This window comes from Streptomyces sp. NPDC037013, from assembly GCF_055607265.1.
Genome location: NZ_JBVJRV010000006.1, coordinates 236,582 through 259,259, shown reverse-complemented (window position 1 = coordinate 259,259; position 22,678 = coordinate 236,582). Strand labels below are relative to the sequence as shown.

Below are 22,678 nucleotides of genomic sequence, written 5' to 3'. Positions count from 1 at the left end.
AAAGGATTGGGGGTCCCGGTCGACGACCACGCTCCGTAAGATGCACGACGTGGTTCGCGGCAGCGAACCGCGGTCTTAGGGGAAGCGATGGGGAGACGCAATGGACGCCGCACAGCAAGACACCACCGCGAGAGCACGAGAGCTCCAGCGGAACTGGTACGGGGAGCCGCTGGGGGCGCTCTTCCGTCGCCTCATCGATGATCTGGGCCTGAACCAGGCCCGCCTCGCCGGGGTCCTCGGCCTGTCCGCGCCCATGCTCTCCCAGCTGATGAGCGGCCAGCGGGCCAAGATCGGCAACCCCGCCGTCGTCCAGCGCGTCCAGCTCCTTCAGGAACTGGCGGGCCAGGTCGCCGACGGCAGCGTGAGCGCCGCCGAGGCCACCGACCGCATGGACGAGATCAAGAAGTCCCAGGGCGGCTCCGTGCTCACCAACACCTCACAGACGGCGACCAGTTCGGGCGCCCCCACGGTCAAGCGCGTGGTGCGCGAGATCCAGTCGCTGCTGCGCTCCGTCGCGGCGGCCGGCGACATCATCGATGCCGCCGACTCCCTCGCCCCGACCCATCCGGAACTGGCAGAGTTCCTCCGGGTGTACGGCGCCGGGCGCACCGCGGACGCGGTCGCCCATTACGAGGCGCACCAGAGCTGAGCCGTCGACCGGGCCGCCGCGCGGCCCGGAAGGGGAGCGGAGCGCGACCATGGGTGAGGTCTTCGCCGGCCGGTACGAACTGGTCGACCCGATCGGACACGGGGGAGTCGGAGCGGTCTGGCGCTCCTGGGACCATCGGCGGCACCGGTATGTGGCCGCCAAAGTCCTGCAACAGAGGGACGCGCACTCCCTGTTGAGGTTCGTGCGGGAGCAGGCACTGCGGATCGACCACCCCCATGTGCTCGCGCCCGCCAGCTGGGCCGCCGACGACGACAAGGTCCTTTTCACCATGGACCTGATCGGCGGCGGCTCGCTGGTGCATGTGATCGGGGATTACGGCCCTCTGCCACCCTCCTTCGTCTGCACCCTCCTCGACCAGCTCCTCTCCGGCCTCGCGGCCGTCCACGCCGAGGGCGTCGTCCACCGTGACATCAAGCCGGCCAACGTTCTCTTGGAGGCCACCGGCGCCGGGCGCCCTCATCTGCGCCTGTCCGACTTCGGCATCTCGATGCGCAAGGGCGAGCCGCGGCTGACCGAGACCGACTATGTCGTGGGCACGCCGGGCTACTTCGCGCCCGAGCAAATGCTGGGCGCCGAGCCCGAGTTCACCGCCGACCTCTTCGCCGTCGGCCTTGTCGCCCTCTATCTCCTGGAGGGCGCGAAACCGGACGCCAAGGCGCTGATCGAGTACTTCGCCGAGCACGGCACGCCCCGGGCCCCGCAGGGCATACCCGAACCGCTGTGGCAGGTCATCGCCACGCTTCTCCAGCCGGACCCCCAGGCCCGCTTCCGTACCGCCACGGGGGCCCGCAAGGCGCTGGCCTCCGCCTCGGACATGCTGCCCGAGCCCGGGCCCGACGACGAGCTCATCGAGATCTTCGACCAACTCCCGCCGCTGCCCGCCGGTTTCGGCCCGGACGGTCCCCTCGCACCGACCGCGTCCCGTACCGGCCCACCACGTCACGCGCGCCCGGCGCCCGGCGGCCGCGAGACATCCGGCACGCACTGGACGGCCACGCCGACGCCACCTCCCATACCGACTCCAGCGCCACCGCCGGTCGCTCCCGGCCCTGCTCCCGCCGTGGTCCCGCTCCCTCCCGCACGGCCGCCCGCGAGGCCCCCCGTGGCGACACCGCCCCAGCCCCCACAGCCTCCGCAGCCGTCCACTCCCCCCACGCCGATGCCCCAGCAGGCTCCCGCGCGGGCCCTTGCACCTGACCCAACGCCTCCACCCACGCCTCAACCTACGCACGTGTCCTCCCCCCATCAGGTCACTCCCGCCCACCACGGCCCCGCACCAGCCGTGACGCCCGCTGCACCAGCCTCTACTTATCCATACACCGCTCACCCGGATCAGGTTCCGCCCCTCAGCCACCCGATTCCGCAGCCCGGCGTGACGAGCTACTCCGCCCCAGGGATCTCCCGGACCCCGCAGGCCCCACAGAGCCCTCAGGTCCCACAGGCCGCCCCGGCCACCCGCCCCAGCTCGCCAAAGCGCCCCGGCCCGCCCGCGAAGGTGGCGGTCCCGATGCTGCTCGTCGCGCTGGCCTGCCTCACGACGGGCTTCTGGGCACTCACCCAGCTCTGACGCCCCGTCCGGTCAGGACCCCGCGGTCGACGCCCTGCGTCGGGCGATCAGCGTCCACACACCGAGAATCCCCAGCAGCATCACCCCGGCCCCGATACCCCCCGCCGCGACCAACACCATCAGCCGATCGTCATCACCCGCCGAACCCGAACTTGAACCCGACCCCGAATCCGAACCGCCCTCGGCCGCCGTCTCCCCGCGCCTGGCCGCCTCCGCGTCCCGCTCCGTGACTCCGAAGTCGTCGGCGGGCACGGGAGAGCCCACGTATGCCGGGCCCGGCCGGGGCGAGCCGTCGACGTCCACACGCAGCGTCAGTTCCAGCGGGGCGGCGCCGAACTTCTCCGCGACCTGCGGGCTCAGGTGGACCGACAGGTAGTACCAACCGGCGAACCTCATCGCGGACACCTCGTCGGTGAGGGCGAACCGGTTCTCGTACGCGACCGGCGGCAGCGGGTCCAGGGCGGCCGACTTCTGCTTGCCGTCGTACGCCACGTCGGCGTCCTCCACCTCGGCGCGCACGGGGTTGGCCAGCGACATGACCAACGCGGACGAGACGTAACGCGTCCCCCGCCTTGTTCCGCGCACCGTGTCATCCGCTCCCCCGCCCGAACTGCCCAGCTCGGCGGCGACCGCGAGCTGCTGCCCCCAGTCGACCGGCACGCGGTAGAAGAGCGTCTCGCCGGGCTCTATCGCGGCGCCCCACACCCCCTTCTCCAGTCCGCGGGCCCGGCCGAAGCTCGCGCCGCCCTCGCGCATCCTCCGCTCGCCCGACGGCAGGGCAGGGGTGGCGGAGTCCCACGACTCCGGCGGCGCCGTCGCACCGTCCGTCCGCGGCAAGGGTTCTGACGCGACGTGAAGTTCCAGGTCCCAGACGTCCTGAGAGGTCGTGGAGGCCCTCGTCCGCTCGACGAGCACGTAATAGGTGCCGGCTCTCGCGCAGCTCTTCTCATCGGGACCGACCCTGCGCACCGCCGTGGCCGTGATCGGGCGAGGGCTCTCCGAAGAGCCGAAACGGGCCTCTTCCGCTTCCACAGGGCTGCAGTTGTTGCCGTCGGCGTCCTGGAGACGGACCTTGACCCCGTCGGCGTACGACACCTGGGTACCGGGCTTCGGGACAGCGGTGACGGAGACGTACGCACTCTCTGTCGCCGTCAGCTCCAGACGGTAGAAACGCTGTCCCACGCGCGGGAGGCCACTTCTGTACGTCTTCCCGGGGCTGAGGCGTGGTCCTTCGACGTTGTTCGTCGCGCCCTCGACGGTCTCGGCGTCCTCGGCGAAGGCGTAAGGGCTCGGCCCCCGCACGGGCCCAGCAGCCCCGGCCACCCCAGCCACCCCCGGAAGGGCCATCGCCACACACAACGCGGCCCCCGACGCCAACACCCCGCTCACGCGTCCCACGCGCCCGATCACGCGCCCCATCACGCGCCACCCCTTGTCGCGAACTCAGTCGTCCCACCCGTCCCGACCGTCCTGCCCGCACGACACCACGCGAACACCCCGCGGACACCACCGCGAGACCGTCACCGCCCCACCCACGCCACCCACGCCACCTACGTCCCCCACGCCACCCCCGCCCCCCACACACATTCGCTTCAGCAATCAACTAATTTACTTACGCGAATTTCGGGACCCATCGGCCATGCGGGGCCTCACTGCACCCTCCGCACCATGACCACACCCGCCCCACCAGAAGTCGAGCGGCACTCCAGCCCACCCGCCCCCCAAGCAGCACAAAGCCCCGGCCGCAAATGCGACCGGGGCCTGTGAAGTGACTGTCGTCGATACTCACGAACCCGTGGGCACGGAGTCAGTCGCCTCCGTCCACAGATCCTGCTCGGCGCGATCCGCCTGGATCTGGCGGTACACGAGGAGCCCGCCGATGGCGGCCAGTGCGACCAGGAGAAGCTTCTTCACCGCGCGACCTCGTCTTTCCTTGACGTAGGGGACTTCTGGCGCCCGACTATACACACCGAGCGATACCGATCGGTGACCTGGATCCGCCTCAACTCCCGCCCCGCGTACAGCAGTCGAAACGGACCCAGAAACTCCGCACAGAAGCGGTCCGACTGTGACTTTCGCCGCTTTGCCCCCTTCTCGGCGCCCTTGGGGCCATCCGGGTGGTGTTCATCTGAACATCGACGCCACGCGAGCGTCGGTCCCCCACTCTCGGTCCCGCATACACATCATGAGGAAAGTACGCAAATCGCCCAACCCGAAATGCACCGACCGACCCGAATTGAGGGGCCATGACCGGCAACAAGGCCATGAAGCTGTGGACCACGATCGTCACCGCATTCCTCGCGCTCTTCGCCGCGCTGGGACTCACCACGACGGCGACGGCGGCCACGCCGACGCAGGAGACCACGAACGCACGCAACGCCACGGTGTGCGCACCCACGCCGATGACGGCGCTCTGGTCGGCCGCGTACGAACGGTCCTTGCCGCCGACGATGAAGCAGCGCATCCGCGCCGAGGCCCATGGCTCGTCCCCCAGCTGCCGGCACCTGCCCCCGTCGGACACGGAAGCCGAGGCTGACACCACCGCGAACGAACCGGGGCTCGCCGCGGAGCCGTAACCCCGGACCCCCACCCAGGGCACCCGCCCTCCAGAACCCCAGAAGGCCCCCGGCCACACAGGCCGGGGGTCTTCTCGTACGCGCGCCCGCGCGCCCGCGCCCCGCGCGACAAGACACGGCGCGTGAATCCGTCTACACCGTCTACACGGTCAAAGGAACCTCGTGGACCTCGTCGGCCCGGTGGCCGGCGCGTTCGTGGATCCGTTGGACGGCGTCGGCCGACGGTGCCTCGGAGAGGCAGTAGACCGTGCCGGACTTCGGGTCCGCCCAGGCTTTTTCGAAGTGGACGCCTTCTTCGTTCTCGATGGCGAGGTCGGCCTGATGAGCCTGTTTCAACTGGTCGGCCGTGATGCCCGTCATCCCGTGGTGGACGTCCATGAACTGGGACATGACGTCACACCCCCTTCCGACATGCGCGTATGCGCATCTGCGCGTTCGGGCGCCGAGAGCCGCCAGAACCGCTGCCCGAGGGCCTCACTCGCCGACTCCGGCCCGCTATCTCCATCCTGCGCCCGTACGGCGACGGAGGCGACCGGGCACCGGCACGCCCCACGCCAGACGGCACCTGAAAAAAGACCCCCGCAAAAAAGACCCCCGGCCGGATCGGCCGAGGGTCTTCTCGTCTGTGGGGCTAACAGGATTTGAACCTGTGGCCTCATCCTTATCAGGGATGCGCTCTAACCAACTGAGCTATAGCCCCGCCGCGCTGCGGTGTGTCCCGCGCGCTGACCCCTGAAGATTAGCGCACCTGGGCGCCAGTCCCAAAATCGATGCCCGCGCGCGGGGGAGCACCCGCTACTCGTCCTCCGCCAAGGTCAGCTCGACGCCGCCCACGAAGCCCGCGGAGAGGTTGTAGATGAAGGCTCCGAGCGTCGCGAGGGCGGTCGCCAGGACGACGTCGATGACCGCGATGATCGTCGTGAAGATCAGGACGCGCGGCAGGGAGAGGAACGACTGGAGGTCGAAGCCGTTGGACTCGTTCGAGCCCGTGGCCTCGGAGATCGTGCCGCCGACGGTGGAGAAGACGCCCATCGCGTCCATGACCATCCACAGGACGGCCGCCGCGACGATCGTGCAGATGCCGAGCGCGATGGAGAGCAGGAAGCTGACCTTCATCACCGACCACGGGTCGGCCTTGGCCACCCTCAGCCGCGCCTTGCGCGTGCGCGGCATGGTGCGCGCCCCGGTGCGCGGACGGCGCGCCGCGCCCGCCTGCGCGCCCTGCTGGTACGCCTGCGGCGGGTGGTACGGCTGGGACGACTGCTCCTTGGACTGCCGCTCCCCGGGCAGCGCCCCGCCGCCCTGCGCGCTCTTGCTGCCCTGCGCGCTCTTGCCGGCCGCGTACGCGGCGTCGTACTGGCCGGTGGCCTGACCAGAAGTCCCCGGCCCTCGGGTGTCCGTCACAGTCCCCCCCTGGGATCCATGAGACTCGTTCGAGTCGTGTGCATCAGTGGCGGAGCCACGGGCACCGTCCGTACCGGTAGTGCCGGTCCGCTTTGCCTCGGCGCCCGTGGCTCCGCTCAAGATGACTCACTCCTCGCGCTACTCGGCCGAGGAGTCGCTGCCCTCGTCCGTACCGGTGGCCGGCTCGGCGGCGTCCGATTCGTCGACGACGATGTCTCCGTCGACTTCCTCGGCCTCGCGCCCGGCCTCGGCGTTACGAGCGATACCGACCACGGCATCGCGCTTGCCCAGGTTGATCAGTTGGACGCCCATGGTGTCACGGCCCGTCTCCCTGACCTCGTTGACTCGCGTACGAATCACACCGCCGGACAGCGTGATGGCGAGGATCTCGTCGGTCTCCTCGACCACCAGGGCGCCGACGAGCTCACCGCGGTCCTCCACGATCTTGGCGGCCTTGATGCCCAGGCCACCGCGACCCTGAACGCGGTATTCGTCGACGTTGGTCCGCTTCGCGTACCCACCGTCGGTGGCGGTGAACACGAACGTACCCGGACGAACGACATTCATCGAGAGAAGCTCGTCGCCGTCGCGGAAACTCATTCCCTTGACGCCCGAAGTGGCGCGGCCCATCGGACGCAGTGCCTCGTCCGTTGCGGTGAACCTGATCGACTGGGCCTTCTTACTGATGAGCAGCAGGTCGTCCTCGGCCGAGACGAGCTCGGCGCCGATCAGCTCGTCGTCGGAACCGTCGTCCGTCTCACGGAGGTTGATGGCGATGACACCGCCCGAGCGGGGCGAGTCGTAGTCCTTCAGGGGCGTCTTCTTCACGAGGCCGCCCTTGGTGGCGAGCACCAGGTAGGGCACCGCTTCGTAGTCGCGGATCGCGAGGATCTCGGCGATCTGTTCGTCCGGCTGGAAGGCGAGGAGGTTGGCCACGTGCTGGCCGCGCGCGTCGCGGCCGGCGTCGGGCAGTTCGTACGCCTTGGCGCGGTAGACACGCCCCTTGTTGGTGAAGAACAGCAGCCAGTGGTGGGTCGTCGACACGAAGAAGTGGTCGACGATGTCGTCCTGCTTCAGCTTCGTGCCGCGCACGCCCTTGCCGCCGCGCTTCTGCGAGCGGTAGTCCTCGGTCTTGGTGCGCTTGATGTAGCCGCCGCGCGTGATGGTGACGACGATGTCCTCTTCGGCGATCAGGTCCTCCATGGACATGTCGCCGTCGAAGGGCACCAGGGCGGAGCGCCGGTCCTCGCCGAACTTGTCGACGATCGCCGCGAGCTCCTCGCTGATGATCTGGCGCTGCCGCTCGGGGGAGGCCAGGATCGCGTTGTACTCGTTGATCTTCGCCTGGAGCTCGTCGTGCTCGGCGACGATCTTCTGGCGCTCCAGGGCGGCGAGCCGGCGCAGCTGCATCTCGAGGATGGCGTTGGCCTGGATCTCGTCGATCGCCAGGAGGCCCATCAGGCCCTCGCGCGCGATGTCGACGGTCTGGCTGCCGCGGATGAGCGCGATGACCTCGTCGATGGCGTCCAGGGCCTTCAACAGGCCGCGCAGGATGTGCGCCCGCTCCTCGGCCTTGCGCAGCCGGTACTTCGTACGGCGGACGATGACCTCGACCTGGTGCGTCACCCAGTGACGGATGAACGCGTCCAGCGAGAGGGTGCGCGGCACGCCGTCGACCAGGGCCAGCATGTTGGCGCTGAAGTTCGACTGCAGGTCGGTGTGCTTGTAGAGGTTGTTCAGGACGACCTTGGCAACCGCGTCCCGCTTCAGGACGATGACCAGGCGCTGGCCGGTGCGCGAGGAGGACTCGTCGCGGACGTCGGCGATGCCGCCGACCTTGCCGTCCTTGACCAGGTCGGCGATCTTCTGCGCGAGATTGTCGGGGTTGGTCTGGTACGGGAGCTCGGTGACCACCAGGCACTGGCGGTTCTGGATCTCCTCGACCGCGACGACGGCGCGCATCGTGATGGAGCCGCGGCCCGTGCGGTAGGCCTCCTCGATGCCCTTGCGGCCCACCACGAGGGCGCCGGTCGGGAAGTCGGGGCCCTTGATGCGCTCGATGAGGGCGTCGAGCAGCTCCTCGTGGGAGGCGTCGGGGTGCTCCAGGGCCCACTGCGCGCCCGCCGCGACCTCGCGGAGGTTGTGCGGCGGGATGTTGGTGGCCATGCCGACCGCGATGCCCGCCGAGCCGTTGATCAGCAGGTTCGGGAAGCGCGCCGGCAGGACCGTGGGCTCCTGATTGCGGCCGTCGTAGTTGTCCGTGAAGTCGACGGTCTCCTCGTCGATGTCACGGACCATCTCCATGGCCAGCGGCGCCATCTTGCACTCGGTGTACCGCATGGCGGCCGCCGGGTCGTTGCCCGGGGAGCCGAAGTTGCCGTTGGAGTCCACGAGCGGCATCCGCATCGACCACGGCTGGGCGAGGCGCACCAGGGCGTCGTAGATGGAGGAGTCGCCGTGCGGGTGGTACGTGCCCATGACGTCGCCGACGACGCGGGCGCACTTGTAGAAGCCCTTCTCGGGGCGGTAGCCGCCGTCGTACATCGCGTACAGGACGCGGCGGTGGACGGGCTTCAGACCGTCCCGTACGTCGGGCAGCGCGCGGGACACGATGACGGACATCGCGTAGTCGAGGTACGAGCGCTGCATCTCCGTCTCGAGCCCGACGGGCTCGACACGCAGGCCCACACCGGGAACGGCGGGCTCCTCTTCGGGCATCACAGGGGTGTTCTCGTCGGCCATTGCTGGTCAAAGTCCTTTCGAGGTGCGGCTTGTGCGGCCGACTCAGATGTCGAGGAAGCGGACGTCCTTGGCATTGCGCTGGATGAACGAGCGCCGCGCCTCGACGTCCTCGCCCATCAGCACCGAGAAGAGGTCGTCGGCCTGCGCCGCGTCGTCCAGGGTCACCTGGCCGAGAACGCGGTGGTCCTGGTCCATCGTCGTCACGCGCAGCTCCTCGGCGTTCATCTCACCGAGACCCTTGAAGCGCTGGACCGAGTCGTCCCTGACGCGCTTGCCGGACTGGCGGCCGAGCTCGATCAGGGCGTCGCGCTCACGGTCCGAGTACGCGTACTGGAAGTCGTCCCGGCTCCACTTGATCTTGTAGAGCGGCGGGCGCGAGAGGTACACGTGGCCGGACTCGACGAGCGGCCGCATGAAGCGGAACAGGAAGGTCAGGAGCAGCGTGTTGATGTGCTGACCGTCGACGTCGGCGTCCGCCATCAGGATGATCTTGTGATAGCGGAGCTTCTCGATGTCGAAGTCCTCGTGCACACCCGTGCCGAAGGCCGAGATGAGGGCCTGGACCTCCTGGTTCTGCAGGATCTTGTCGACCCGGGCCTTCTCGACGTTCAGGATCTTGCCTCGGATGGGCAGGATCGCCTGGTACATCGGGTTGCGGCCGGACTTCGCCGAACCACCGGCGGAGTCACCCTCGACGATGAAGATCTCGCACTTCGTCGGGTCGCTCGACTGGCAGTCGGAGAGCTTGCCGGGCAGGGACGCCGTCTCCAGGAGGCCCTTGCGGCGGGTCAGGTCGCGCGCCTTGCGCGCGGCCACGCGCGCGGTGGCGGCCTGGATGCCCTTGCGGACGATGTCCGCCGCCTCGTTCGGGTTCCGGTCGAACCAGTCGGTGAGGTGCTCGTGGACGACCTTCTGCACGAAGGTCTTGGCCTCCGTGTTGCCCAGCTTGGTCTTCGTCTGGCCCTCGAACTGGGGTTCGCCGAGCTTCACCGAGATGATCGCCGTCAGACCCTCGCGGATGTCCTCGCCCGTGAGGTTGTCGTCCTTCTCGCGCAGCAGCTTCTTCTCGCGCGCGTACCGGTTGACCAGGCCCGTCAGCGCGGCCCTGAAGCCCTCCTCGTGCGTACCGCCCTCATGCGTGTGGATGGTGTTCGCGAAGGAGTACACGCCCTCGGTGTACTGCGAGTTCCACTGCATGGCGATCTCGGCCGAGAGGAGACGGTCCTTGTCCTCGGCCTCGACGTCGATGACGGTCGGGTGGATGACCTCGCCCTTGCGGGAGTTGAGGTACTTCACGAAGTCGACGATGCCGCCTTCGTAGTGGTACGTGACCGTGCGGCCCTCGGAGACCTCGTCGTCGGTCGCCTCGGGGGAGTCGGCGTTCGCCGTCGCCTTGGCCGACTCGCGCTCGTCGGTCAGCTTGATCGTCAGGCCCTTGTTGAGGAAGGCCATCTCCTGGAAGCGCCGGGCCAGCGTCTCGAAGGAGTACTCGGTGGTCTCGAAGATGTCGCCGTCGGCCCAGAACGTGACCGACGTGCCGGTCTCGTCGGTGGCCTCGTGCCGCTCCAGGGGGGCGGTCGGGGCGCCCCTCTTGTACTCCTGCGTCCAGCGGTACCCGTCGGTCCTGATCTCCACGGCGAGCCTCGTGGACAGGGCGTTCACCACGGAGACGCCGACGCCGTGCAGACCACCGGAGACGGCGTAACCGCCGCCGCCGAACTTGCCGCCCGCGTGCAGCACGGTCAGCACGACCTCGACGGCCGGCTTCTTCTCGACGGGGTGGATGCCCACCGGGATGCCGCGGCCGTTGTCGATCACGCGTACGCCGCCGTCGGCGAGGATCGTCACGTCGATGGTGTCCGCGTGACCGGCCAGCGCCTCGTCGACGGAGTTGTCGACGACCTCTTGCACGAGGTGGTGCAGGCCGCGCTCACCGGTCGAGCCGATGTACATGCCGGGCCGCTTGCGGACCGCGTCCAGACCCTCGAGGACGGTGATCGCGCTGGCGTCGTACGAGGGCGGGGCCTCGCCGTTGACGCCGGCGGCGGTGGACGGGGTGGTCTCGTTGGGGTTGCCGGAATCGGCCACGAAGCGCCCTTTCTGGCACAGCACAACCCAAGCTCCCGGCGGTGGCCGGAGCGGCTGCGGCGTGTTTGTTCGGTAAGCCCTAGTCAGCGTTGCTCGGTGCGTCCCACAAGTGGGGCGGGATTAGCTTCCAGTCTACCGGTAGCGCTGACAGTGATGGGGGTTTGCCGGTACCTGAGTCCTCATGTGCCGCCCTGAACCGGCATCGGCCGACTCCCCATATGCGGCCCAGGGCTCCAGAAGGCTCACAGCGGCACTCAGCGCTTCGGGATGTCAACCGCCAGCTACCGTCGCCGACAGCCTCAGCCGTAGGTGTCCCCGGGGCCCGTGCTGCCGGGGGCGCGCAGGGGTCCGAAGCGGCGGGCGGGGCCCCCGGGACCGAGCACCTTGATGAGGCGTACGGTGCCGTGGCCCAGGTCCTCGTTGAGGCGTGCGACCAGCTGCGGAGCCATCAGGCGCAGCTGGGTGGCCCACGCCGTCGAGTCGCACTGCACGGTCAGGACGCGCTCGTCCTCGTCGTACTTCTGCGGGACGCAGTGGTTGGCCAGGTCGTCGCCGACGATCTGCGGCCAGCGCCCCATCACGCCGCCGACCGCGGCCGGCGTCTCCCAGCCGCGCTCGGTGATCAGACGGTTGATCGCCGAACCGAGGGGCAGCGGATCGCGGCCGTCGGCGCGCGCGCCGGACCGCAGTCCGCCCCGGCGGGCCTGCTTCTTCTGCTGCGCGGCGTCGCCACGCGCGCGTGCCTGTTCCTTGGCGGCGCGCAGGGCGACCCTGGCGAGGTCGACGCCGGAGGGCTCGGGCGTCTTCGCGGGGCCCGCGGAGCCGTCCCCGCCAGCACCCTCCGAAGGCTTCTGGGCGGTCATACGCGCTCCACCGCGCCGTCCGACACCGCGTACCGCGCGCCGCTGAGCGCGCCCGGGACGTCGTCCTCCACCGCGGCGGTGACAAGCACCTGCTCGCCGGGGGCCACCAGCTCCGCGAGCCGCTCCCTGCGGCGGGCGTCCAGCTCCGCGAAGACGTCGTCGAGGACGAGCACCGGCTCATTGCCCTCGGCCCTCAGCAGGTCGTACGAGGCCAGGCGCAGCGCCAGCGCGTACGACCAGGACTCGCCGTGGCTCGCGTACCCCTTGGCGGGGAGCTGGCCGAGCTTGAGCACGAGGTCGTCGCGGTGCGGGCCGACCAGGGTGACACCCCGCTCGATCTCCTGTTTGCGCGCCTCTTCCAGGGCGGCCGTCAGCTGCTCGTAGAGCGCCTCGCGCGTGTGCCCGTCGCCGGGCGCGGAGGGCTTGTACTCCAGGAGGACCGGCCCGCCGCCGGGCGCCAGCTGCTCGTACGCCTTGTCGGCCAGCGGCTGCAGCGCCGCGATCAGGTCGAGCCGCTGGGCGAGCAGCTCGGCGCCCACGCGCGCGAGGTGCTGGTCCCAGACGTCGAGGGTGGACAGGTCCATGGTGCGGCCGCCGTGGCGGCGGGCGAGGGCGGCCGACTTCAGGAGGGTGTTGCGCTGCTTGAGGACCCGGTCGTAGTCGGAGCGGACCCCCGCCATGCGCGGGGAGCGGGCGGTGATCAGCTCGTCGAGGAAGCGCCGCCGCTCGCCGGGGTCGCCCTTGATCAGCGCGAGGTCCTCGGGCGCGAAGAGCACCGTACGGACGATCCCCAGCACGTCGCGCGGCCTGACCTGCGAGGACCTGTTGATGCGGGCGCGGTTGGCCTTGCCCGGGTTGAGTTCGAGCTCGATCAGCTGCTGGCGCTCGCCCTGGCGGACCGCCGCCCTGATGACGGCGCGCTCGGCGCCCATGCGCACCAGCGGGGCGTCCGAGGAGACCCGGTGGCTGCCGAGGGTGGCGAGATAGCCGACGGCCTCGACGAGGTTGGTCTTGCCCTGGCCGTTCGGGCCCACGAACGCGGTGACGCCCGGGTCGAGAGGGACCTCGACCCGGGCGTACGACCGGAAGTCGGCCAGCGAGAGATGCGTGACGTGCATGGTGTGCGCCGACCTCCCCCGGCCTACTTCACTTGCTTCAGAGGCCTGTGGGAAACGGCTGGTGTTCCCCACAGGCTGTGGATCAGTTCTCGCTCTTGGACTCCACCGCGTGGCCGCCGAACTGGTTGCGCAGCGCGGCGATCATCTTCATCTGCGGCGAGTCGTCCTGGCGCGAGGCGAACCGCGCGAAGAGCGAGGCGGTGATCGCCGGGAGCGGCACCGCGTTGTCGATGGCGGCCTCGACCGTCCAGCGGCCCTCTCCGGAGTCCTGCGCGAAGCCGCGCAGCTTCTCCAGGTGCTCGTCGTCGTCCAGGGCGTTGACCGCGAGGTCGAGCAGCCAGGAACGGATGACCGTGCCCTCCTGCCAGGAGCGGAAGACCTCACGGACGTCCGTGACCGAGTCGACCTTCTCCAGGAGCTCCCAGCCCTCGGCGTAGGCCTGCATCATCGCGTACTCGATGCCGTTGTGGACCATCTTCGAGAAGTGGCCGGCGCCGACCTTGCCCGCGTGGACGGAGCCGAAGTCCCCCTCGGGCTTGAGGGCGTCGAAGATCGGCTGGACCTTCGCGATGTCCTCGGCGTCGCCGCCGTACATCAGCGCGTAGCCGTTCTTCAGGCCCCAGACGCCGCCGGAGACGCCGCAGTCGACGAAGCCGATGCCCTTGGCCCGCAGCTCCTCGGCGTGCTTCTCGTCGTCCGTCCAGCGGGAGTTGCCGCCGTCGACGACGACGTCGCCCGGCTGCAGCAGCTCGGACAGCTCGTCGATGGTGGACTGGGTCGCGGCCCCGGCCGGGACCATCACCCACACCACCCGCGGGCCCTTGAGCTTGCCGACCAGCTCTTCGAGGCTGGCGACATCCGCTACGTCCGGATTGCGGTCGTATCCGATGACGGTGTGACCTGCGCGGCGGATGCGCTCGCGCATGTTGCCGCCCATCTTGCCGAGGCCGACGAGACCGAGCTCCATCAGAGGTTCCTTCACTAGCGAGGTGGCGTTACGGCACTTTCGTACCTGCGTCCGAGCCTACGCCCGGACGCACGCTCACACCTGTGGGCTCAGCCGCTCAGACGTACAGGCATGATCAGGTACTTGTAGGCGTCGTCCGCCTCGGCGTCGACGGCCGGCCGGCCGCTCAGCAGCGCGGGCTTCGTCGACGTCGTGAACGACAGCTGGGCGACCGGCGAGTCGATCGCGGAGAGGCCGTCCAGCAGGAACGTCGGGTTGAAGGCGATCGAGATGTCGTCGCCGTCGAGCTGGGCGTCGACCCTTTCCACAGCCTGTGCGTCGTCGCTGGAGCCGGCCTCCAGGATCAGCACGCCCTGCTCGAAGCTGAGCCGCACCGGGGTGTTCCGCTCGGCCACCAGGGCGACGCGCTTGACGGCCTCCACGAAGGGGGCGGTCTCGATCACGGCCACCGAGTTGAACTCGGTCGGGAACAGCGTGCGGTACTTCGGCAGGTCGCCCTCGAGGAGACGCGTGGTCGTACGCCGTCCGGCGCCCTCGAAACCGATCAGGCCCTCACCGGCACCGGAGCCGGACAGCGCCAGGGTGACCGTGTCGCCGCTCGTGAGCGCCTTGGCGGTGTCCAGGAGCGTCTTGGCGGGCACCAGGGCCACCGCGGACGCCTCGGGGTTCTCCGGCTTCCACAGGAACTCGCGGACCGCGAAGCGGTAGCGGTCGGTGGAGGCCAGGGTGACCGTGTCGCCCTCGATCTCGATGCGCACACCGGTCAGCACCGGCAGCGTGTCGTCGCGGCCCGCGGCGATGGCCACCTGGGCGGCGGCCGAGGCGAAGACCTCACCGGGGACGGTGCCCGTGGCGGTGGGCATCTGCGGCAGCGCGGGGTACTCCTCCACAGGAAGCGTGTGGAGTGTGAATCGCGAGGAGCCGCAGACCACCGTCGCCCGTACACCGTCTGTGGAAATCTCCACCGGGCGGTTGGGGAGCGCGCGGCAGATGTCCGCCAGCAGCCGGCCCGACACCAGGACCGTGCCCTCTTCGTCGACCTCCGCGTCCACCGAGACGCGTGCCGAGACCTCGTAGTCGAAGCTCGACAGGCTCAGCGCGCCTTCCTCGGCCTTCAGCAGCAGGCCCGCGAGGACGGGCGCAGGCGGCCGGGCCGGGAGGCTGCGCGCCGCCCAGGCCACCGCCTCCGCGAGTACGTCGCGTTCAACCCGGATCTTCACCGTAAGCCGCCCTCCTGCTGTTGCTGGCTGCTCTCGCCCGCTGGGCCTGTGGCCCTCGTCGTCTGACTCGGTGCCTCTCAGCCATGCCGTGGGAAGGACACCGGGGACCAGTCTGACGCACGGCGCTGACAGTCGGTGCCCGTCGGGGTCAAGTCGTGACGAGGGGCGGCGGAGGTCCGGAGCGCGAGTTGTGCACAGGCCCCACTTCGAAACGAATTCCCCGGACTCTCTAGTTGGGAGTAGTAGTAGGGCCTGTGGAAACCGTGGATAACCGTGAATGCGCAGGTCAGCACCGGTTTTTTATCCACTGCGCCTGTGGGCGGCGCCCGTGGACAACCGGGGGTTTCTGTGGACGGGGAAAAGTTCTGCACACCCGATGCACAGGGAGGGGCGACTTCTCCCCAGCGCTGTCCCCAGTTTTACCCAGCTTCCCCACAGGCCAACCGACCACCTTGGTGTGACGCCTTTCACTCGACCCGGTGAGAGGGCGCGTTGCGTTGCCGAACAGTGGACAGCCGTGTGGAGAAGCTGGGGAAAGCTGGGGACAACGACGCCCAGCCTGTGGGCCGCCGGTGGACAACTTCATGCACAGCCTGTGGACGAGTTTTTCCTCCACAGCCTGTGGAGAGTCGTCGTCCACCAATCCACAACCTGTTGACCTGGCCTGATGATCCCTCAGCAGGGTCCCCTGTGGACAGCGTCTGGACAACTTCCCGGTCCCCAGGGTGTGGAAGGCAGAAAGTCCGCAGATCTGTGGAGAACACGCCTCTGAGCAGCGGAAATCGAACAGTCGGGGCCGGGCGTACGACATCTCTGTGCGGGTGCGAGGGCTCCGAAGCCGGTCCGGAGACCCCCGAAACGGCCTCCACGCGCGCGTGGGCAACGAAAAAGGGCGCCCCAGGAGTTGCCCTGGGACGCCCTCGGCGACGTGTCGCGGCGATCGTCAGCCGTTCTTGATGCGGTTGGTGAGCTCGGTGACCTGGTTGTAGATCGAGCGCCGCTCCGCCATCAGCGCGCGGATCTTGCGGTCCGCGTGCATGACGGTCGTGTGGTCGCGGCCGCCGAACTGCGCGCCGATCTTCGGCAAGGAGAGGTCGGTCAGCTCCCGGCACAGATACATGGCGATCTGGCGCGCCGTCACCAGGACGCGGCTGCGCGAGGATCCGCACAGGTCGTCCACCGTCAGCCCGAAGTAGTCGGCGGTCGCCGCCATGATGGCCGTCGCGGTGATCTCCGGAGCCGCGTCCTCACCGCCCGGGATCAGGTCCTTGAGGACGATCTCGGTGAGCCCCAGGTCCACCGGCTGGCGGTTGAGCGACGCGAAAGCGGTGACCCGGATCAGCGCGCCCTCCAGCTCACGGATGTTCCGCGAGATGCGCGACGCGATGAACTCGAGGACCTCCGGCGGGGCGTTCAGCTGCTCCTGCACCGCCTTCTTGCGAAGGATGGCGATACGCGTCTCCAGCTCGGGCGGCTGGACGTCGGTGATCAGTCCCCACTCGAAGCGGTTGCGCAGCCGGTCCTCCAGGGTGACCAGCTGCTTGGGCGGCCGGTCACTGGAGAGCACGATCTGCTTGTTCGCGTTGTGGAGCGTGTTGAAGGTGTGGAAGAACTCCTCCTGCGTCGACTCCTTGTCCGCGAGGAACTGGATGTCGTCGACGAGCAGGATGTCCATCTCGCGGTAGCGCTTGCGGAAGCTGTCGCCCTTGCCGTCGCGGATGGAGTTGATGAACTCGTTGGTGAACTCCTCCGAGCTCACGTACCGCACGCGCGTGCCGGGGTAGAGGCTGCGGGCGTAGTGCCCGATCGCGTGCAGCAGATGCGTCTTGCCGAGTCCCGACTCCCCGTAGATGAAGAGGGGGTTGTACGCCTTCGCGGGCGCCTCGGCGACGGCGACCGCGGCCGCGTGCGCGAACCGGTTCGACGCGCCGATGACGAAGGTGTCGAAGAGGTACTTCGGGTTGAGGCGCGCGGTGGGCTCACCCGGCCCCGTCGCTGGCGCCGGCTGGGCGGCCAGCGGGCCGGGGGCGCCGCTGGAGGAGGTGGGGCCGACCGGCCCGCCCCGGTGCACGCCGTGGCCGCCGTGGGTCGCGCCCCGGTGGCCGCCGGGCGGCTCGGACATGTCGTGGCGCTCGCGCCGGTCCTGCGGCTCGGGGCGCTGCTGCTCGTAGGGCGAGCGCTCCTGCGGCGGCTGCGAGCGGTAGTCGTGCTGCGGCTGCTGGACGGGGTTCGCGTACGGGTCGCGCTCGGGGAAACCGAGGCGGGGCTGCTGCCAGCCGTAGTCGTCCTGCGGCGGGGGCTGCTGCTGCGGCCAGGCGCCGGGGGCCGGGCGCTGGTACTCCGGGTAGGCGGGGCGCGCCGTCGGCATCTGGTCGGACCGTGAGCCGCCCTGGTGCTCGTCCGTGGAACGGCGTCCGTAGTTCTCGTACGCGTCGTGTCCCTGGCCGGAGCCGGGCGGCAGCTCGGGCTCTTCGTAACGCTGCTGGTGGGACTGCTGCTGGTGTTGTTGCTGGTGGGACTGCTGCTGCAGGGGCGGGGCCGGCGGGCCCGCGGGTTCGCCGACGGAGTCGTCGACGGTGATGGCGATGCGGATCGGGCGGCCGCACTCGCGGCTCAGGGTCTCGCTCACCACGGGGGCGAGACGGCCCTCCAGTACGCCCTTGGCGAATTCGTTCGGAACGGCCAGCAGGGCGGTGTCGGCGACGAGCGCCAAGGGCTGGCAGCTGCGCAGCCACCGCTCGTCCTTCGCCTCGACGCCCTGCCCGCGGCCCTCACCCAGCAGATGTTCCAGAACTCGTGGCCACACTGCGGCAAGATCGGCAGGTACGTCAGCCACAGGGCACGCTCTCTCACGGGGTCCCACGAACGTGTGGTTCTCGGGACGGAAATCGGGATGGGGAGAAGGAAGGGAACGAATCGGAGTTCCGTCACGGTAGTCAGGGCGACCGGTAGGGTTCAAGTTGTTGTCCACAGCCTGTGCACAGTGTCTCCCCCTGACGGTCGGTTTGACCGGATGGCGTAGCCCCGCGTACCGTGACCAGGTCGAGTTGTCGATGGCTGCTGCCGCCTGCCTCCGATGGGCAAAGATCACGATCTGTGATTGTGAAGCGGTGCACTCGGTGCGTATTCGCGAGCTTCTCGTGGGCGCACGGTGACAGCCAGGCGATGTCCCGCCACCACACGATCATTTCTGGAGCCCCCGAGTGAGCAAGCGCACCTTCCAGCCGAACAACCGCCGTCGCGCCAAGACCCACGGCTTCCGCCTGCGGATGCGCACCCGCGCCGGTCGCGCGATCCTCGCCAACCGTCGTGGCAAGGGTCGCGCCAGCCTGTCCGCCTGATCTCAGTCAGGTCATGACGTCGTGCTGCCTACCGAGCATCGGCTGAGGCGGCGCGAAGACTTCGCGACCGCGGTACGCCGAGGACGCCGGGCCGGCCGCCCGCTTCTCGTCGTCCATCTACGTAGCGGCGCAACGGACCCGCACGTGCCAGGGGAGAGCTCTCCCCCGACACGTGCGGGTTTCGTCGTCAGCAAGGCCGTGGGTGGAGCGGTCACACGCAACGCCGTGAAGCGCAGACTGCGTCATCTGATGCGCGACCGGTTGGCCGCGGTGCCCGCCGGTAGCCTGGTAGTAGTACGAGCGCTGCCCGGAGCGGGCGACGCCGACCATGCACAACTGGCCCGAGACCTGGACGCCGCCCTGGAGCGGCTGCTGGGAGGGGGCGCGCGATGAAGTACCCGCTGCTGGCTCTGATCAAGCTGTATCAGTGGACGATCAGTCCGCTCCTGGGCCCGGTGTGCAAGTACTACCCGTCGTGTTCTCGCTACGGCTACCTGGCCATCGACCGGCACGGTGCGATCAAGGGAACGGCGCTGACCGCCTGGCGCATCCTGCGGTGCAATCCGTGGTCGCTCGGTGGTGTCGACCATGTTCCGCCGCGCAAGCGTCCGCGGTGGCACGAGATGCTGCGCGCCGCCTGGCGCGAACGCAAGGGCGGGCCCTCCGCCGCAGGCGCGCCGACCGGGGAGCTTCCCCCGGGCACGGCCGCCGAGACCGAGACCCCGTCCCATGCTCAAGGAGCCTGATTAGTGGACACGATTGCCAGTCTCTTCAGCTTTATCACGACACCAGTTTCGTGGGTCATCGTCCAGTTCCACTCGGTGTACGGGAAGATCTTCGGTCCCGACACGGGCTGGGCCTGGGGCCTGTCCATCGTGTCCCTGGTGATCCTGATCCGTATCTGCCTGATCCCGCTCTTCGTGAAGCAGATCAAGGCCACCCGGGCGATGCAGACGCTGCAGCCCGAGATGAAGAAGATCCAGGAGCGCTACAAGAGCGACAAGCAGCGCCAGTCCGAAGAGATGATGAAGCTGTACAAGGAGTCGGGTACCAACCCGCTCTCCTCGTGCCTTCCCATCCTGGCGCAGTCGCCGTTCTTCTTCGCCCTGTACCACGTGCTCAACGGCATCGCGACCGGCAAGACGATCGGCGTCATCGACGAGGGACTCCTCGAGAGCGCACGTAAGGCCCACATCTTCGGTGCCCCGCTGGCCGCGAAGTTCACCGACAGCGCCGACAAGGTCGCGTCGCTGCACGCCACCATGACCGACGTCCGCGTGATCACCGCGATCATGATCGTGATGATGTCGGCGTCGCAGTTCTTCACGCAGCGCCAGCTGATGACGAAGAACGTCGACACCACGGTGAAGACGCCGTTCATGCAGCAGCAGAAGATGCTGATGTACGTCTTCCCGGTCATGTTCGCCGTCTTCGGCATCAACTTCCCCGTCGGTGTCCTCGTCTACTGGCTGACCACCAACGTGTGGACCATGGGCCAGCAGATGTTCGTGATCCGCCGGAATCCCACCCCCGGCTCCAAGGCCCAGGCCGCCTTCCTGGAGCGCCTGCAGAAGCAGATCGCGCACAACAAGAAGGTGCGGGGGCGCGGCAACACCAACGTCATCAAGGCCATCGTCGCCAAGGGCCGGGACCGCAACGAGTTCGAGCGCAAGTTCATCAACGCTCTGACCAAGGAAGGCCTCGTGGCCCAGGCCGACGGCACCGTGGTGGAGAGCGACACCGCCCAGGTCACCGAGACCGAGGACGGCACCCCCGCCGGCGGCCCGAAGCGGCAGCAGCCCAAGCGCCAGAGCAAGTCCAAGCGCCAGGCCGCCACCACGCAGGCGGCCGGTGCCACCAAGGCGGATCTCTCCAGCGAGACGAAGACCTCGCTGGAGAAGACCGAGGGCGAGAGCGACGCCAAGCCCGCGGACGCCTCCCCCAAGACCAAGCAGGCCGGCGGCAACAACAAGCAGGGCACCCAGCCCGGCACCGGTCAGCGCAGCCGAGCGAAGTCGGGACAGCAGCGCAAGGGCCAGCAGCGGCCCAAGCACCCGTCCTCCAAGAAGTAGAAGGAGCCCATCCCGTGACGGAAGGCACCACCACCTCCGCCGCAGCTGAGGCCGGCGACACTCTCACCCGCCTCGAGCAGGAGGGGGAGATCGCGGCGGACTACCTCGAGGGTCTGCTCGACATCGCCGACCTCGACGGCGACATCGACATGGACGTCGAGGCCGACCGGGCCGCTGTCTCCATCATCAGCGACGCCGGCGGCCGCGATCTGCAGAAGCTCGTCGGCCGCGACGGCGAGGTCCTGGAAGCCCTCCAGGAGCTCACGCGTCTCGCCGTGCACCGTGAGACCGGCGACCGCAGCCGTCTGATGCTGGACATCGCGGGCTACCGCGCCAAGAAGCGCGAAGAGCTCTCGGAGCTGGGTGCCAAGGCCGCGGCCGAGGTGAAGAGCTCCGGCGAGCCCGCCAAGCTCCAGCCGATGACCCCGTTCGAGCGCAAGGTCGTGCACGACGCGGTCAAGGCCGCCGGCCTGCGCAGCGAGTCCGAGGGCGAGGAGCCGCAGCGCTTCGTCGTCGTACTCCCTGCCTGATCGGCGCAGCGCGCACCGGCCCCGTCTGTTCGCAGGCGGGGCCGAACTTTGTCAGCCTGATAGTCAGCCACCCCAGTGCGGTACGGAAGGACGGTCCCCGTGACGGAGGCAGCGGAGCTCCCCCCGGCGCCGGAAGAGGCCCGGACAGTATTCGGTGAGCGCTTCCCGGACGCGGTCCGGTACGCGGAACTGCTGGCCGATGCGGGAGTGCAGCGAGGCCTGATCGGTCCTCGCGAAGTGCCACGGCTGTGGGAACGGCACCTGCTGAACTGCGCGGTGCTCTCCGAGGTCGTCCCCGAGAACGTCACGGTCTGCGATGTCGGGTCGGGTGCCGGGCTGCCGGGAATCCCCCTGGCGCTCGTCCGCCCTGACCTGAAGATCACGCTTCTGGAGCCGCTGCTGCGGCGCACGAACTTCCTCACCGAGGTCGTCGAGCTGCTCGGTCTCGACCACGTCACCGTGGTGCGGGGCCGCGCCGAGGAAGTCCTCGGCAAGCTGCCGCCGGTCCATGTCGTGACCGCGCGCGCCGTGGCACCCCTGGACCGCCTTGCGGCATGGGGCGTCCCGCTGCTCCGTCCCTACGGGGAGATGCTGCTCCTCAAGGGAGACACCGCCGAAGAAGAGGTCAAGGCGGCGGGCGCCGCGCTGAGCAAGCTCGGTGCCGTGGACACCTCGGTGCTGCACGTCGGCGAAGGCGTGGTGGACCCGCAGTCCACGGTCGTCCGTGTCGAGGTCGGGGAGAGCCCCGGTGGCGTGCGCTTCGCGGCGAAGCGAGCGAAGGCGGCCCGCACTGGTCGCACGCGTCGACGCCGCTGACAGGCGCCGTTGTCGGACGGCCGCGGGTGAACGCGAGAGGCCCCCTCCAGGTGAAGGAGGGGGCCTCTCGCGCTTGGTGCCTCAGCAGTTACGCGGACTTCGTGAAGCAGACGTCCGGGCGCAGCGAGATGGAGCGGCAGACCTTCTTGATGGTCACGGTGCCGCCGTCACCGCTGTACGTGGTCTGGCCCTTCCCCTTCTTGTTCCACAGGGTGAAGATCTTGTCGCCGTGGCCCGAGCGCGTGTACTGGACGTACACCTCGTTGCCGTCGTCGGCGAGGTCCTTGACCGCGGCGACGCCGTGGTCGCTGTTGGTGCGGTAGCCGTGGCCCCAGATCACCTTGATGTCCTGGTCGGCGAAGGCCGGCGAGGCGACGGTGGACAGCATGCCCACACCCAGCGCGATGGCGGCGAGACGGCCTACGTTCTTCGACTTCATGAACTGTTCCCCTGTGGTCGTTCTCTGTACCGACAGGAGGGTGTGGCGCTTGGGCCATGACAGCAGATCCGGGGCCAGCCGTGACAGCTGCACCCGGATGCGGTGTTCCCCCACCCCCCGTTGAGCTTGTGGATCTTAACAGGGGGTCCTTGTGTGAGGGGGTGGAGGAGGCGAAGCACTTGCCTCCTTTCCTGCTTGTTCTGATTACGCAAATGCCTCTAATCGGAGTGTTGCCGACAAAAGGGGCCGACTCTTGGCATCGTGT

General features: G+C 69.0%; 21 protein-coding genes and 1 tRNA gene. 9 read left to right on the top strand and 13 right to left on the bottom strand.

The features are described from left to right. Nucleotides 1-100: 100 nt before the first annotated feature. Nucleotides 101-649: a helix-turn-helix domain-containing protein gene (locus ACZ7DY_RS23395; protein WP_055563954.1), complete on the top strand. Its 549-nt coding sequence runs from the start codon at nucleotides 101-103 to the stop codon at nucleotides 647-649. A 49-nt stretch (nucleotides 650-698) separates the two neighbouring features. Beyond that, entirely contained in the window at nucleotides 699-2,237 is a 1,539-nt protein-coding gene (locus tag ACZ7DY_RS23390; protein ID WP_471138064.1) for a serine/threonine-protein kinase, read from the top strand. A gap of 12 nt (nucleotides 2,238-2,249) precedes the next feature. On the opposite strand, the gene ACZ7DY_RS23385 is transcribed toward ACZ7DY_RS23390, so the two are convergent. Together ACZ7DY_RS23385 and ACZ7DY_RS23380 are read right to left on the bottom strand one after the other, a co-directional pair. Then, nucleotides 2,250-3,560, bottom strand: coding sequence for a hypothetical protein (locus ACZ7DY_RS23385; protein WP_471138062.1), 1,311 nt, complete (start codon nucleotides 3,558-3,560; stop codon nucleotides 2,250-2,252). Nucleotides 3,561-4,022: 462 nt separating this feature from the next. Then, nucleotides 4,023-4,151, bottom strand: a complete 129-nt coding sequence (locus ACZ7DY_RS23380) for a DLW-39 family protein (protein ID WP_003999697.1) — start codon at nucleotides 4,149-4,151, stop codon at nucleotides 4,023-4,025. A gap of 332 nt (nucleotides 4,152-4,483) precedes the next feature. On the opposite strand from ACZ7DY_RS23380, the gene ACZ7DY_RS23375 reads away from it, so the two are divergent. Continuing rightward, nucleotides 4,484-4,813, top strand: coding sequence for a DUF6344 domain-containing protein (locus ACZ7DY_RS23375; protein WP_471138061.1), 330 nt, complete (start codon nucleotides 4,484-4,486; stop codon nucleotides 4,811-4,813). Between the two features lie 141 nt (nucleotides 4,814-4,954). On the opposite strand, the gene ACZ7DY_RS23370 is transcribed toward ACZ7DY_RS23375, so the two are convergent. The 10 genes from ACZ7DY_RS23370 to dnaA all read right to left on the bottom strand — a co-directional run bounded on the left by ACZ7DY_RS23370 (nucleotide 4,955) and on the right by dnaA (nucleotide 18,051). Next, the gene (locus ACZ7DY_RS23370; RefSeq protein ID WP_471138059.1) at nucleotides 4,955-5,203 is read right to left on the bottom strand and encodes an SCO4226 family nickel-binding protein; all 249 of its coding nucleotides are present in this window, start codon (nucleotides 5,201-5,203) and stop codon (nucleotides 4,955-4,957) included. A 236-nt stretch (nucleotides 5,204-5,439) separates the two neighbouring features. Next, a tRNA-Ile gene (locus tag ACZ7DY_RS23365) sits at nucleotides 5,440-5,513 on the bottom strand. A gap of 95 nt (nucleotides 5,514-5,608) precedes the next feature. Further along, a complete protein-coding gene (locus tag ACZ7DY_RS23360; RefSeq protein WP_471138058.1) occupies nucleotides 5,609-6,337 on the bottom strand; it encodes a DUF3566 domain-containing protein in 729 nt (242 codons plus the stop codon). 18 nt (nucleotides 6,338-6,355) lie between these two features. Next, nucleotides 6,356-8,959, bottom strand: coding sequence for a DNA gyrase subunit A (gyrA, locus tag ACZ7DY_RS23355; RefSeq protein ID WP_471138056.1), 2,604 nt, complete (start codon nucleotides 8,957-8,959; stop codon nucleotides 6,356-6,358). Nucleotides 8,960-9,001: 42 nt separating this feature from the next. Further along, nucleotides 9,002-11,071 (bottom strand): DNA topoisomerase (ATP-hydrolyzing) subunit B, encoded by a 2,070-nt coding sequence (gyrB, locus tag ACZ7DY_RS23350; RefSeq protein ID WP_471138055.1) that lies wholly within the window; start codon nucleotides 11,069-11,071, stop codon nucleotides 9,002-9,004. Nucleotides 11,072-11,346: 275 nt separating this feature from the next. Continuing rightward, nucleotides 11,347-11,910 carry a DciA family protein gene (locus tag ACZ7DY_RS23345; protein ID WP_471138054.1) on the bottom strand — a complete coding sequence of 188 codons (564 nt, stop codon included), beginning with the start codon at nucleotides 11,908-11,910 and terminating at the stop codon, nucleotides 11,347-11,349. After that, nucleotides 11,907-13,028: a DNA replication/repair protein RecF gene (recF, locus tag ACZ7DY_RS23340; protein WP_471138053.1), complete on the bottom strand. Its 1,122-nt coding sequence runs from the start codon at nucleotides 13,026-13,028 to the stop codon at nucleotides 11,907-11,909. The genes ACZ7DY_RS23345 and recF overlap by 4 nt, the downstream gene beginning before the upstream one ends. 82 nt (nucleotides 13,029-13,110) lie before the next feature. Then, nucleotides 13,111-13,995: a phosphogluconate dehydrogenase (NAD(+)-dependent, decarboxylating) gene (gene gnd, locus ACZ7DY_RS23335; RefSeq protein ID WP_471138051.1), complete on the bottom strand. Its 885-nt coding sequence runs from the start codon at nucleotides 13,993-13,995 to the stop codon at nucleotides 13,111-13,113. Between the two features lie 89 nt (nucleotides 13,996-14,084). Next, nucleotides 14,085-15,215, bottom strand: coding sequence for a DNA polymerase III subunit beta (gene dnaN, locus ACZ7DY_RS23330; protein ID WP_125513955.1), 1,131 nt, complete (start codon nucleotides 15,213-15,215; stop codon nucleotides 14,085-14,087). A gap of 943 nt (nucleotides 15,216-16,158) precedes the next feature. Continuing rightward, the gene (gene dnaA / locus ACZ7DY_RS23325) at nucleotides 16,159-18,051 is read right to left on the bottom strand and encodes a chromosomal replication initiator protein DnaA (RefSeq protein WP_471138048.1); all 1,893 of its coding nucleotides are present in this window, start codon (nucleotides 18,049-18,051) and stop codon (nucleotides 16,159-16,161) included. Between the two features lie 367 nt (nucleotides 18,052-18,418). On the opposite strand from dnaA, the gene rpmH reads away from it, so the two are divergent. The 6 genes from rpmH (at nucleotide 18,419) to rsmG (ending at nucleotide 21,974) form a co-directional block, all read left to right on the top strand. Beyond that, the gene (gene rpmH, locus ACZ7DY_RS23320; RefSeq protein WP_006381191.1) at nucleotides 18,419-18,556 is read left to right on the top strand and encodes a 50S ribosomal protein L34; all 138 of its coding nucleotides are present in this window, start codon (nucleotides 18,419-18,421) and stop codon (nucleotides 18,554-18,556) included. Nucleotides 18,557-18,577: 21 nt separating this feature from the next. Next, nucleotides 18,578-18,949 carry a ribonuclease P protein component gene (gene rnpA, locus ACZ7DY_RS23315; protein ID WP_471138046.1) on the top strand — a complete coding sequence of 124 codons (372 nt, stop codon included), beginning with the start codon at nucleotides 18,578-18,580 and terminating at the stop codon, nucleotides 18,947-18,949. Then, nucleotides 18,946-19,302, top strand: a complete 357-nt coding sequence (yidD, locus tag ACZ7DY_RS23310) for a membrane protein insertion efficiency factor YidD (protein WP_362375417.1) — start codon at nucleotides 18,946-18,948, stop codon at nucleotides 19,300-19,302. The genes rnpA and yidD overlap by 4 nt, the downstream gene beginning before the upstream one ends. Nucleotides 19,303-19,305: 3 nt before the next feature. After that, nucleotides 19,306-20,628, top strand: coding sequence for a membrane protein insertase YidC (yidC, locus tag ACZ7DY_RS23305; RefSeq protein ID WP_471138044.1), 1,323 nt, complete (start codon nucleotides 19,306-19,308; stop codon nucleotides 20,626-20,628). A 14-nt stretch (nucleotides 20,629-20,642) separates the two neighbouring features. Next, on the top strand, nucleotides 20,643-21,158 hold the full coding sequence (locus tag ACZ7DY_RS23300) for a Jag family protein (RefSeq protein ID WP_471138042.1): 516 nt from the start codon (nucleotides 20,643-20,645) through the stop codon (nucleotides 21,156-21,158). A 99-nt stretch (nucleotides 21,159-21,257) separates the two neighbouring features. Beyond that, nucleotides 21,258-21,974, top strand: a complete 717-nt coding sequence (gene rsmG, locus ACZ7DY_RS23295) for a 16S rRNA (guanine(527)-N(7))-methyltransferase RsmG (protein WP_471138040.1) — start codon at nucleotides 21,258-21,260, stop codon at nucleotides 21,972-21,974. Nucleotides 21,975-22,062: 88 nt separating this feature from the next. Here rsmG and ACZ7DY_RS23290 read toward each other — a convergent pair whose 3' ends face one another. Then, nucleotides 22,063-22,413 carry a hypothetical protein gene (locus tag ACZ7DY_RS23290; RefSeq protein WP_471138038.1) on the bottom strand — a complete coding sequence of 117 codons (351 nt, stop codon included), beginning with the start codon at nucleotides 22,411-22,413 and terminating at the stop codon, nucleotides 22,063-22,065. Between the last annotated feature and the right edge of the window lie 265 nt (nucleotides 22,414-22,678).